The sequence below is a fragment of the Ramlibacter sp. genome, from assembly GCF_035706265.1.
In the GTDB taxonomy this organism is placed as follows: Bacteria; Pseudomonadota; Gammaproteobacteria; order Burkholderiales; family Burkholderiaceae_C; genus Ramlibacter.
On sequence record NZ_DASSVG010000190.1, the window covers coordinates 1 to 12,105 of the forward strand.

General features: G+C 68.4%; 14 protein-coding genes. All 14 read left to right on the forward strand.

The annotated features are described in order from the left end of the window. Positions 1-169: acyl carrier protein (acpP, locus tag VFM98_RS07110; protein ID WP_325109223.1), on the forward strand; the 169-nt coding region annotated here is incomplete at its 5' end. 8 nt (positions 170-177) lie between these two features. Continuing rightward, complete coding sequence (gene fabF / locus VFM98_RS07115; RefSeq protein ID WP_325109211.1) at positions 178-1,419, forward strand: beta-ketoacyl-ACP synthase II; 1,242 nt, start codon at positions 178-180, stop codon at positions 1,417-1,419. Positions 1,420-1,462: 43 nt separating this feature from the next. Then, positions 1,463-1,894 (forward strand): hypothetical protein, encoded by a 432-nt coding sequence (locus tag VFM98_RS07120; RefSeq protein WP_325109212.1) that lies wholly within the window; start codon positions 1,463-1,465, stop codon positions 1,892-1,894. Further along, positions 1,891-2,529: an RNA polymerase sigma factor RpoE gene (gene rpoE, locus VFM98_RS07125; RefSeq protein ID WP_325109213.1), complete on the forward strand. Its 639-nt coding sequence runs from the start codon at positions 1,891-1,893 to the stop codon at positions 2,527-2,529. Before VFM98_RS07120 ends, rpoE begins: the two co-directional genes overlap by 4 nt. Positions 2,530-2,549: 20 nt before the next feature. Further along, positions 2,550-3,146: a sigma-E factor negative regulatory protein gene (locus VFM98_RS07130; protein ID WP_325109214.1), complete on the forward strand. Its 597-nt coding sequence runs from the start codon at positions 2,550-2,552 to the stop codon at positions 3,144-3,146. Positions 3,147-3,157: 11 nt separating this feature from the next. Continuing rightward, positions 3,158-4,189 (forward strand): MucB/RseB C-terminal domain-containing protein, encoded by a 1,032-nt coding sequence (locus VFM98_RS07135; protein WP_325109215.1) that lies wholly within the window; start codon positions 3,158-3,160, stop codon positions 4,187-4,189. Between the two features lie 142 nt (positions 4,190-4,331). Further along, a complete protein-coding gene (locus VFM98_RS07140; protein WP_325109216.1) occupies positions 4,332-5,846 on the forward strand; it encodes a DegQ family serine endoprotease in 1,515 nt (504 codons plus the stop codon). A 521-nt stretch (positions 5,847-6,367) separates the two neighbouring features. After that, positions 6,368-8,179 (forward strand): translation elongation factor 4, encoded by a 1,812-nt coding sequence (gene lepA, locus VFM98_RS07145; RefSeq protein WP_325109217.1) that lies wholly within the window; start codon positions 6,368-6,370, stop codon positions 8,177-8,179. A gap of 17 nt (positions 8,180-8,196) precedes the next feature. After that, the gene (gene lepB, locus VFM98_RS07150; protein WP_325109218.1) at positions 8,197-9,162 is read left to right on the forward strand and encodes a signal peptidase I; all 966 of its coding nucleotides are present in this window, start codon (positions 8,197-8,199) and stop codon (positions 9,160-9,162) included. A 29-nt stretch (positions 9,163-9,191) separates the two neighbouring features. Then, the gene (locus tag VFM98_RS07155; RefSeq protein ID WP_325109219.1) at positions 9,192-9,548 is read left to right on the forward strand and encodes a DUF4845 domain-containing protein; all 357 of its coding nucleotides are present in this window, start codon (positions 9,192-9,194) and stop codon (positions 9,546-9,548) included. A gap of 11 nt (positions 9,549-9,559) precedes the next feature. Beyond that, positions 9,560-10,240 carry a ribonuclease III gene (rnc, locus tag VFM98_RS07160; RefSeq protein WP_325109220.1) on the forward strand — a complete coding sequence of 227 codons (681 nt, stop codon included), beginning with the start codon at positions 9,560-9,562 and terminating at the stop codon, positions 10,238-10,240. Next, entirely contained in the window at positions 10,237-11,202 is a 966-nt protein-coding gene (era, locus tag VFM98_RS07165) for a GTPase Era (protein WP_325109221.1), read from the forward strand. Before rnc ends, era begins: the two co-directional genes overlap by 4 nt. Beyond that, positions 11,199-11,942: a DNA repair protein RecO gene (gene recO / locus VFM98_RS07170; RefSeq protein ID WP_325109222.1), complete on the forward strand. Its 744-nt coding sequence runs from the start codon at positions 11,199-11,201 to the stop codon at positions 11,940-11,942. The genes era and recO overlap by 4 nt, the downstream gene beginning before the upstream one ends. Further along, positions 11,939-12,105, forward strand: a 167-nt coding sequence (locus VFM98_RS07175; protein ID WP_325109224.1) for a pyridoxine 5'-phosphate synthase, incomplete at its 3' end; no start/stop codon positions are given. The genes recO and VFM98_RS07175, both read left to right, overlap by 4 nt.

A 12,105-nucleotide genomic window follows, 5' to 3' on the forward strand; every position in this document is an offset into this window, starting at 1 on the left:
CAACGAAAAGGCCTTCGTCGCCGACCTCGGCGCGGACTCTCTGGACACGGTGGAACTCGTGATGGCCCTCGAGGACGAGTTCGGCATCGAGATCCCGGACGAGGACGCCGAGAAGATCACGACGGTGCAGAACGCCATCGACTACGCCAACGCCCACCAGAAGGCCTGAGAAGAAAGATGCATCGACGCGTCGTCGTGACGGGACTGGGCTGCGTCAGCCCGGTCGGCAATTCGGTCGCCGAAGCCTGGGCCAACCTGCTGGCCGGCCGCAGCGGCATCGACGTGGTCGCGTCCTTCGATGCCAGCACCCTGTCGGTGAGGTTCGCGGGCGAGGTCCGCAACTTCAACGTGGCGGACTACATGCCGGAAAAGGAAGCCCGGCACATGGACCGCTTCATCCACCTGGGCATGGCGGCTGCCGCGCAGGCAGTCCAGGATTCCGGCCTGCCCACCGGTGACCAGCTCGATCCCGACCTGGCCACCCGGATCGGCGTGAACATCGGTTCCGGCATCGGCGGGCTGCCGATGATCGAGGAAACGCACGCCGAATACATGAACCGCGGCCCGCGCCGCATCTCGCCGTTCTTCGTGCCGGCCTCGATCATCAACATGATCTCGGGCCACGTCTCGATCCGCTACGGCTTCCAGGGCGCCAACATCGCCGTGGTCACGGCCTGCACCACCGGCCTGCACGCCATCGGCCTGTCGGCCCGCCTGATCGAGGCGGGCGATGCCGACGTGATGGTCGCCGGCGGCGCCGAGTCCACCGTCTCGCCGCTGGGCATCGGCGGCTTCGCCGCGGCCCGCGCGCTGTCCACCCGCAACGACGACCCGAAGACCGCGTCCCGCCCCTGGGACAAGGACCGCGACGGCTTCGTGCTGGGCGAAGGCGGCGGCGTCCTGGTGCTGGAAGAGTACGAGCACGCCAAGAAGCGCGGCGCCAAGATCTACGCGGAAGTGGTCGGCTTCGGCATGAGCGCGGATGCGTACCACATGACGGCGCCCAACGTGGAGGGCCCGCGCCGCGCCATGACGGCAGCGCTCAAGAACGCCGGCATCAACCCGGACCAGGTCGACTACCTGAACGCCCACGGCACCTCCACGCCGCTGGGCGACGTGAACGAGACCAACGCGATCAAGCTCACGCTGGGCGAGCACGCGAAGAAGGTGGTGGTCAACTCGACGAAGTCGATGACGGGCCACCTGCTGGGCGGCGCCGGCGGCATCGAGTCGGTGTTCACGGTGATGGCACTGCACCACCAGAAGAGCCCGCCCACCATCAACATCTTCAACCAGGATCCCGAGTGCGACCTGGACTACTGCGCCAACACGGCGCGGGACATGAAGATCGAAGTGGCGCTGAAGAACAACTTCGGCTTCGGCGGCACCAACGGCTCGCTGGTGTTCAAGCGCGTCTAGCGCCCTCGCAGCCATGCATGCGGCCCCATCGGTGACATACCCGGTGGGGCGCAGCGCATTCGCGCTCGGGCTGGTCCTGGCGCTGGCGGCGGCCGGCCTGGCGGTGGCGCTGGCCTGGTCCCTGCAAACGGATACTTTCGGCTGGCGCCAGGCGCTGGCGTTCGCGGCCGTGGCGGCCTGCGGCGCGCTCGCCGTGCTGGCCTGGCGCCGCTCGCCGACCGGCTTGCTGCGCTGGGACGGCCGGGCCTGGAGCTGGGAAGAGGGCGGCGAAGCGGGCTGCGGCCACCCCGAGATCGCGCTGGACCTGCAGAATCGGATGCTGCTTCGCTGGCAGCCGGAAACGGGCCGCGCGCGCTGGCTCTGGCCCGAGCGCGCGGCCGATTCCGCCCACTGGGCCGCGCTGCGCCGTGCTGTATATTCGCGCGCCAGTGCCCCCGTGCCTGCCGCGGGCGAGCCGCCGACGGCCGAACAATGACCAAGAAGCCTCCCGCCGCCCCTGCTCCCTCGCCCGCCGACACCGACCTGATGCTGGTGGAGCGCACGGTGGCGGGCGACCAGCGGGCCTACGAGCTCCTGGTCCTGAAGTACCAGCGCCGCATCGAACGCTTGATCGGCCGCATGGTCCGCGATACCGACCTGATCGAGGATATCGCCCAGGAGACCTTCATCCGCGCCTACCGGGCGCTGTCCCAGTTCCGCGGCGAGGCGCAGTTCTATACCTGGCTGTACCGGATTGCAGTCAACACCGCGAAAAAAGCTTTGGTCGACCTCAAGCGTGACCCGGTCGTTTCCGAAAGTGCCCTCAAGGGCGGCGATGATGACGAAGAAACTTCCGGCGTCGAGAACGAACTAACCAGCGCGGAAACGCCGGAAACGGTGCTCGCGGCCAAGGAAATCGCCGCCACGGTCAACTCGGCCATGGAGGCGTTGCCCGACGAACTGCGCCAGGCGGTGACGCTGCGCGAGATCGAGGGCCTGAGCTACGAGGAGATCGCGGAAGTGATGAATTGCCCGATCGGCACGGTCCGGTCCCGCATCTTCCGGGCCCGCGAGGCGATTTCGGCCAAGGTGAAGCCCCTGCTGGAAAACCAGTCGGGCAAGCGCTGGTGAGAGGCGCTGGAACGGAAGCGATGGACAACGAGATGGACAACCAGGAACTCATTTCGGCTCTGGCCGACGGGCAGCTGCAGGGCGAGGCCTTCGCCCGCGGCGTGCAGGCGGCGTCGGGCGATGCGCGTGCGCGCGAGACCTGGTGTGCGTATCACGTCGTGGGCGAGGTGCTGCGCACCGGGCGGGCCGCTGCCGGCAGCGCGCCGGAAGCCTTCCTCGCCCGCCTGCGCGAGCGGCTGGAAGGCGAGACCCCGGTCGCCGCGGCGGCCGTGCCGGTGGCACAGCCGGCGCGCCCGCTGCCGCAGCCGGCGGCCAACGACTGGATCTGGAAGCTCGCCGCGGGCGTGGCCTCGGTGGCGGCCGTGGCGGCGGTGGGCTGGAACATGTTCGGCGCCAGCTCGATGCAGGCAGCGCAGCCCCAGCTCGCCGTGGCGCCCATCGTGCCCGTCGCCCCCGCGGCTTCGGCGCCGGCGCACGCCGAGGCGGCGCCGGCGATGATCCGCGACCCGCGCCTCGACCGGCTGCTCGCCGCGCACCGCCAGCTGGCCGGCACCTCGGTGCTGCAGGCGCCCTCGGGCTTCCTGCGCAACGCGACCTTCGAGGCCCCGAGCCGCTGACCCCCGCCAGGATGACGCTCGACGCTCCCGCCCTTGCCCGCCGGCGCCTGGCGCGTGGCGCGTTGGCCCTCGCCTCCGGCGCCTTCACGCTGCTCGCGGGCCAGGTGCTGGCCGCCACCGGCCTGCCCGACCCGCGCCCTGCCGACGGGCGGGCCGAGCGCAGCATCACCGAATGGCTCTCGCGCATGCAGGATGCCTCGCTGCAGCGCAGTTACGTGGGCACTTTCGTCGTCACCTCCAGCAACGGCTCGATGGCCAGCGCCCGCATCTGGCACGCCTGCGACGGCCAGCGCCAGGTGGAGCGGATCGATTCGCTCTCCGGCGAGCGGCGCTCCACCTTCCGCCGCGACGACGAGGTGCTGACCTTCCTGCCCGAGACGAAGACGGTGCGCAGCGAGCGTCGCGAGGCGCTGGGCCTGTTCCCGGAGATGGTCCGCCCCGACGACAGCGCGATTCCCGAGTTCTACACGGCGCGGCGCGTGGGCAGCGACCGCGTCGCCGGCTTCGACGCCGACATCGTGCAGGTGCTGCCCACGGACGGCCTGCGCTTCGGCTACCGGATCTGGAGCGAGAAGAAGAGCGGCCTGGTGGTGAAGCTGCAGACGCTGGACGAAGGCGGGCGGGTGCTGGAGCAGGCGGCCTTCTCCGAGCTGCAGCTCGATGCGCCGGTGCGCATGGACCGGCTCGCGCACATGATGACGGTGCCCGAAGGCTGGCGGGTGGAGAAGACGGAGGCCGTCAAGACCACCGCCGCCGCCGAAGGCTGGGGGCTGCGCCAGCCGGTGGCGGGCTTCAAGTCCGTGAGCTTCTACAAGCGGCGCGCCGAAGACGTGCTGCAATGGATCTTCTCCGACGGCCTGGCTTCCGTGTCGCTCTTCGTCGAGGACTTCGACGGCCAGCGCCACCTGCGCGAAGGCATGTTCGCCAGCGGCGCCACCCACACCCTCACCAGGAGGGTGCAGGACTCGTGGGTCACGGTGGTGGGCGAGGTGCCGCCGGCGACGCTGCGGGCCTTCTCGCTCAGCCTTGAGCGGCGCAAATAGCGCCTCATCTGCCCCCCAACCGCCGTTCGGCGGTGTAACCCGAGCGTAAAGTGGACATGCGTCTTTGGCTGACGCGGAAACTTTTCGCGCCGGCGTATTCTCAGCTATTACTCGTTACTGGCCCTTCTGGAGAGGTCCCCCTATGTTGCGCACAGATTGGAAGAACAACTTGCGCGGCTGCGGACTGGCGATGGCCCTGGCCTTCGCCGGCGTGGCTGCCTTCACCCCGGCAACGCCGGTGCTGGCGCAGTCGGCGCCGCAGCCGCGCACCGGCTTGCCGGATTTCACCGAGCTGGTGGACCAGGTGGGCCCGGCGGTGGTGAACATCCGCACGCTGGAGCGCGCGCGCTCGGGCGGCGGCGGCGCCAACCCGCAGATGGACGAGGAGATGCAGGAATTCTTCCGCCGCTTCTTCGGCGTGCCGATGCCCAACGTGCCGCGCGGCCAGCGTCCGAACCCGCGCGGCGACCGCGGCGGCGGCGAAGAGGAGCAGCCGCGCGGCGTCGGCTCCGGCTTCATCCTGACGCAGGACGGCTACGTGATGACCAATGCCCACGTGGTCGAAGGCGCCGACGAAGTGATCGTCACGCTGCCGGACAAGCGCGAGTTCAAGGCCAAGATCATCGGCGCCGACAAGCGCACCGACGTCGCCGTGGTGAAGATCGACGCCACCGGCCTGCCCGCCGTGCGCGTGGGCGACCCGAACCGGCTCAAGGTCGGCGAGTGGGTGATGGCGATCGGCTCGCCCTTCGGCCTGGAGAACACCGTGACGGCCGGCATCGTCAGCGCCAAGGGCCGCGACACCGGCGACTACCTGCCCTTCATCCAGACCGACGTGGCGATCAACCCCGGCAACTCCGGTGGCCCGCTGATCAACCTGCGCGGCGAGGTGGTGGGCATCAACAGCCAGATCTACTCGCGCTCGGGCGGCTTCATGGGCATCTCGTTCGCGATCCCGATCGACGAGGCGACCCGCGTCGCCGAGCAGCTGCGCGTCTCCGGCCGGGTGGAGCGCGGCCGCATCGGCGTGCAGATCGACCAGGTCACGCGCGACGTCGCGGAATCGATCGGCCTCGGCCGGCCGCAGGGCGCGCTGGTGCGCAGCGTCGAATCCGGCTCGCCGGCGGACAAGGCGGGCATCGAGGCCGGCGACATCATCACCAAGTTCAACGGCTCCGCGATCGACCGTGCCTCCGACCTGCCGCGCATGGTGGGCAACACCAAGCCGGGCAGCAAGGTGCCGCTGACGGTGTTCCGCCGCGGCGGCACGCGCGACCTGCAGATCACGGTGGCCGAGTTCGAACCGGAAGCCACCGCGCGTGCCGGCGGCAGCAAGCCCTCGGCGCCCGAGATGAAGCCGCAGGTCTCGCCCGCGCAGCAGCAGATCGGCATCGTGGTCGGCGAGCTCACCGCGGCGCAGAAGAAGGAGGCCAAGGTGAAGGGCGGCGTGCGCGTGGAGTCGGTGGCCGAGGGCCAGGCGATGCGCGCGGGCGTGCGCGAGGGCGACATCATCACCGCCGTCGGCAACACCGAGATCAACTCGGTGAAGGACTTCGAGGCCGCGATCGCCAGGTTGGACAAGAGCAAGCCGATCCCGCTGCTGCTGCGGCGCGGCGAGCTGGCCAGCTACCTGGTGATCCGCCCGGCGCGCGGCTGATCCCGCGAGCGGCCCGCCTGGCAAGCAAAAGCCCCATGCCCCCGGTCGGGTTTGGGGCTTTTCTGCAGCCGGGTGGCCCAAAAAAGACAGCGGCCGGATCGCGGCAGTCCGGCCCTGCGGTCCACTCCCTAGTTTGTGTCCGCTAACTTTCCAGGGGCGTTAAGAACCGGATTCGGTAGAATCGACGCCGACCAGCGCCCAATGGGGCATATCGGATCGCGGCTCCACCACCATGCGGGATGGCCGGCAGGGAATCCCTGCCGATCCACAACCAGCCCACATGTTGTCCTCCCGAAAGCTTGCCAGAATTGTTGAAAAGCTGTGAACAACATTCCAGTTGCAAGCCTGCAACGGCCCAGTCGGGGAGGCCTGCCGGCTGTACGCCCGGCCCGTTTTGCCTACAATGAAGCTCCAACTATCGCAGTTGCCATAGATTGTTGGTTCAGGGCGCGTCACCTTCATGACGCGCCCTTTTTTCTTGTGCGCGCCCTTGCGAATCAAACACTTGTACGTTCCCGTTGATGAACCACATCAGAAACTTCTCGATCATCGCGCACATCGATCACGGCAAGTCGACGCTCGCTGACCGCCTCATCCAGCGTTGCGGCGGCCTCTCCGATCGCGAGATGGAAGAGCAGGTGCTCGACTCGATGGACCTGGAGAAGGAGCGTGGGATAACCATCAAGGCGCAGACCGCGGCGCTCACGTACAAGGCGCGCGACGGCAAGGTCTACAACCTCAATCTGATCGACACGCCGGGCCACGTCGACTTCTCGTATGAAGTGAGTCGCTCGCTGTCCGCGTGCGAAGGCGCGCTGCTGGTGGTGGACGCGAGCCAGGGCGTCGAAGCGCAGACGGTGGCCAACTGCTACACCGCGCTCGATCTCGGCGTGGAAGTGGTGCCGGTCCTGAACAAGATGGACCTGCCGCAGGCCGACCCCGAGCGCGCCAAGGAGGAAATCGAGGACGTGATCGGCATCGACGCGAGCGACGCGATCCCGTGCTCCGCCAAGACCGGCCTGGGCATCGACGACATCCTCGAGGCGATCGTCGCGCGCATCCCGGCGCCGCGCGGCAATCCGCAGGGGCCCCTGCGCGCCATGATCATCGACAGCTGGTTCGACAGCTACGTCGGCGTGGTGATGCTCGTGCGCGTGGTGGACGGCCGGCTCGCCAAGGGTGACCGCATCAAGCTGATGGCGACCGACGCGACGTACGAGACCACGCAGCTCGGCGTGTTCACGCCGGCGAACTCGCCGCGCGACGCGCTGGAAGCGGGCGAGGTGGGCTACATCATCGCCGGCATCAAGGAACTGCAGGCCGCCAAGGTGGGCGACACGGTGACGCTGATCAAGGCCGGCACCGGCGGCGCGGCCTTCACCGCCACCGAACCGCTGCCGGGCTTCAAGGAAGTGCAGCCGCAGGTCTTCGCGGGCCTGTACCCGGTCGAGGCCAACCAGTACGACCAGCTGCGCGACAGCCTGGAGAAGCTCAAGCTCAACGACGCCTCGCTGCACTACGAGCCGGAGGTGAGCCAGGCCCTGGGCTTCGGCTTCCGCTGCGGCTTCCTGGGCCTGCTGCACATGGACATCGTGCAGGAGCGCCTGGAGCGCGAGTTCGACCAGGACCTGATCACCACCGCGCCCAGCGTGGTCTACCAGGTGGTCAAGGGCGACGGCGAGGTCATCATGGTCGAGAACCCGGCCAAGATGCCGGAGCAGGGCAAGATCCAGGAGATCCGCGAGCCGATCGTCACCGTGCACCTGTACATGCCGCAGGAATACGTGGGCCCGGTGATGACGCTGGCCAACCAGAAGCGCGGCGTGCAGATCAACATGGCCTACCACGGCCGCCAGGTGATGCTCACGTACGAGCTGCCCCTGGGCGAGATCGTGCTGGACTTCTTCGACAAGCTGAAGTCCGTCAGCCGCGGCTACGCCTCCATGGACTACGAGTTCAAGGAATACCGGGCGTCGGACGTGGTGAAGGTCGACATCCTGCTGAACGGCGACAAGGTGGACGCCCTGTCCATCATCGTGCACCGCACCCAGGCGCAGTACCGCGGCCGCGCGGTGGTCGCCAAGATGCGCGAGATCATCAGCCGGCAGATGTTCGACGTCGCGATCCAGGCGGCCATCGGCGCCAACGTCATTGCCCGCGAAACGGTCAAGGCGCTGCGCAAGAACGTGCTGGCAAAATGCTACGGGGGCGATATCACCCGCAAGCGCAAGCTGCTGGAAAAACAGAAGGCCGGCAAGAAGCGCATGAAGCAGATCGGCTCCGTGGAGGTGCCGCAGGAAGCCTTCCTCGCCATCCTCCAGGTCGAAGAATAAACACCAAAGAAACGATGATGCCTTTCCTGACGGCCGCGATCCTCGCGGCCTTCGTCGGCTACGCCGGCGCGTGGTACTTCGAGATGGTCGAGGGCAACTTCGCGCTCCTGCTGTTCCTGGCGACCCTGGTCACCGGGATCTACTGGGTCGCGGAGCGCCTCTGGTACCTGCCGCGGCGCCGCCGCGCCGCCACCGAGCTCGAGGCCCAGGCCCGGGCCCGCAACGACCGCCTGAGCTCGCAGGGCATCGCGCCCGTCGATCCCGAGCTCGCCGAGGCCAGGCAGAAGATCCTGGCCCAGCCCTGGTGGCTGGACTGGACGGCCGGCCTGTTCCCGGTGATCCTGGCCGTGTTCGTGCTGCGCTCGTTCCTGTTCGAGCCGTTCAAGATCCCCTCCGGCTCGATGATCCCGACGCTGCTGGTGGGCGACCTCATCCTGGTCAACAAGTTCACCTACGGTCTGCGCCTGCCCGTGATCAACACCAAGATCACCGAAGGCACGCCGCCGAAGCGCGGCGACGTGATGGTGTTCCGCTATCCGCCCAAGCCGACGCTGGACTACATCAAGCGGGTGGTGGGCGTTCCCGGCGACGAGGTGGCCTACCTGAACAAGCGGCTCACCATCAACGGCCAGCCGGTGCCGACCACCAAGGTCGGCGACTTCTTCGACCCGGACGCGATGCGCTACTTCCGCCAGTTCGAGGAGCGGCTGGGCGACAAGACCCACCGCCTCCTGAACGACGACGAGCGCCCCGCCTTCGTGGCCGGCGTCGACGACTTCCCCTACAAGGAGAACTGCCGCTACAGCGTCGAAGGCGTGGTGTGCAAGGTGCCGCAGGGGCACTATTTCATGATGGGTGACAATCGGGACAATTCGCTCGATTCGCGCTACTGGGGCTTCGTCCCGGACAAGAACATCGTCGGCAAGGCGTTCCTGATCTGGATGAACTTCGGCAACCTGTCGCGGGTCGGGTCCTTCGAATAAGACAACGGGCAATGAGTCGGAGGGGTTTCATGGCAGGCAAGTCGCGGCAGCGCGGGATTTCCTTGTTGACGCTGATCTTCTTCCTGGCGGTGATCGGCGCCGTCGGGGCGGTCGGAATGCGGGCGTTCCCGTCGATCCTCGAATACCAGGCGGCGCTGAAGGCGATCAACCGCGCCAAGGACGAAGGCACGGTGGCCGGGGTGCGCGCGGCGTTCGACCGCGCGGCCCAGGTCGACAACATCACCTCGATCAGCGGCAAGGACCTCGAAGTCACGAAGGACGGCGACAAGGTGGTCGTCTCCTTCGCGTACGACAAGGAATTCCACCTGTTCGGACCGGCCTGGCTGACCCTCAAGTACGAGGGCAGCTCGCGGCCCGGCCGCTAGCGCACGCGGCCGTGTCCGAACCGCTCGCGGCCCTGCAGCAGCGGCTGCAGTACCGCTTCCAGGATCCGCGGCTGCTGGCACGGGCGCTCACCCACCGCAGTTTCTCCGCCGAGCACAACGAGCGGCTGGAATTCCTTGGCGACTCGGTGCTGAACCTCGCCGTGGCCGGCCTGCTGTACCAGCGCCTGCAGGACCTGCCCGAGGGCGATCTCTCGCGCGTGCGCGCCAACCTCGTCAAGCAGGACACGCTGCACCGGCTGGCCGTTGGTCTCGGCCTGCCGGGGCTGGTGCGGCTCGGCGAGGGCGAGGCCCGCTCGGGCGGGCACAAGAGGCCCTCCATCCTGGCCGACGCGCTGGAGGCGCTGATCGGGGCCGTGTACCTCGACGCGGGCTTCGGCGCGGCCGAGGCGCTGGTGCACCGGCTCTTTGCCGAGGTGGAGATCAATCCCGGCATGTCCGCCGCCGCCAAGGACCCCAAGACCGAGCTGCAGGAGGTGCTGCAGGGGCGCCGGATGAAGCTGCCCGTGTACCGGGTGGTGGGCACCCTGGGCGCCGCGCACAAGCAGACCTTCGAGGTGGAGTGCGAGGTGTCGGAGCTCGGCCTGGTGGAGCGCGGCATCGGCGCCTCGCGCCGGGCGGCGGAGCAGGCGGCCGCCCAGGCGATGCTGATCGTGCTGAAATCGAGGAAATGAGCGAGAGCCCCCATCCCGACCTGCCCCCGGAAGGGGAAGGCGAAACTCCGTCGAATCCCACGGCCGGCGGCCAGCGCTGCGGCCTGGTGGCCATCGTGGGCAAGCCGAATGTCGGCAAGTCCACGCTGCTGAACGCGCTGGTGGGCCAGAAGATCAGCATCACCTCGCGCAAGGCGCAGACCACGCGGCATCGCATCACGGGCGTGCGCACGGCCGGCGCAACGCAGTTCGTGTTCGTCGACACGCCGGGCTTCCAGACGAAACACAGCTCCGCGCTGAACCGCTCGCTCAATCGTGCCGTGACCGGCGTGGTGGGCGACGTCGACGTGGTGCTGTTCGTGGTCGAGGCCGGCAACTTCACGCTGGGCGACGCCAAGGTGCTGGCCCTGCTCAAGCCCGGCATCCCCGCCATCCTGGTCGCCAACAAGCTGGACCTGGTGCACCGCCGCGGCGAGCTCGCGCCCTGGCTGCGCGACATGCAGGAGCGCCATCCCTTCGCGGAATTCATGCCGGTGTCGGCCAAGAACCCCAAGGATGTCGAGCGGCTGCTGGAGGTGTGCGCGAAGTACCTGCCCGAGCAGCCCTGGTGGTACGACGAGGACGAGCTCACCGACAAGAGCGAGCGCTTCATGGCCGGCGAGATGATCCGCGAGAAGCTGTTCCGGCTCACCGGCGAGGAGCTGCCGTACACGTCCACCGTGGTGGTGGAGAAGTTCGAGGAAGAGCCCAGCCCGAAATTCAAGCGCATGGTGCGGATCGCCGCGACCGTGGTGGTCGAGCGCGAAAGCCACAAGGCCATGGTGATCGGCGAAGGCGGCGAGAAGCTCAAGCGCATCGGCACCGAGGCCCGCCAGGAGCTGGAGAAGCTGTTCGACGCCAAGGTGTTCCTGCAGTTGTTCGTCAAGGTGCGCTCCGGCTGGGCCGACGACGAAGCGCGGGTCCGTTCGTTCGGCTACGAGTGAGACGCGTCGCCAACGAACCCGCCTACGTCCTCCACCGCTACGACTGGAGCGAATCCAGCCTGATCCTGGAGCTGCTGACGCGCGCCTACGGCCGCATCGCCGTGGTGGCCAAGGGGGCGAAGAAGCCCAGTTCCAATTTCCGTCCCGTGCTGCTGCCGCTGCAGCCGCTGCACGTGGCCGTCGGCGGCGATGGCGAGATCCGCACGCTCAAGGCGGCCGAGTGGCAGGGCGGGCTGGTGATGCCCACCGGCGAGGCGCTGCTGTCCGGCTACTACCTCAACGAGCTGTTGTTGCGCCTGCTGGCCCGGGACGACCCGCATCCGCCGCTGTTCGATGTGTATGGCGCGGCCGTGCGCGTGCTCTCGGGCGAACAGCCGCAGCTGCTGCAGCCGGCGCTGCGGGCCTTCGAGCTGCTGCTGCTGCGCGAGATCGGCCTACTGCCGTCGCTGGACCTGCAGACGGCCACCCTGGCGCCGCTGGAGCCCGATGAGCGCTACGCCCTGCACGCCGAAGGCGGCCTGCTCGAAGCGCAGGAGGAGGACGCCCGCGCCAGCCTCACCGGCGAACAGTGGCAGGCGCTGCAGCGCGCGCTGGACGATCCGGCGCCCTTCGAGGCCACCCTGCGCGCCGCGGCGCAGATGGGCGAGCTCAAGCCGCAGCTGCGGGCCCTGCTGCACTACCATTGCGGCGTTTCGACGCTGCGCACCCGGCAACTGATGATGGACCTGCAGTCCCTATGAACCACCCGAGCACCGCGTTGTCGGTCAACCTCAACAAGGTCGCCCTGGTGCGCAACACGCGCCACCTGGGCATCCCCAGCGTCACGCGCGCGGCCACGCTGTGCCTGCAGGCCGGCGCGCACGGCATCACGGTGCATCCGCGCCCCGACGAGCGCCACATCCG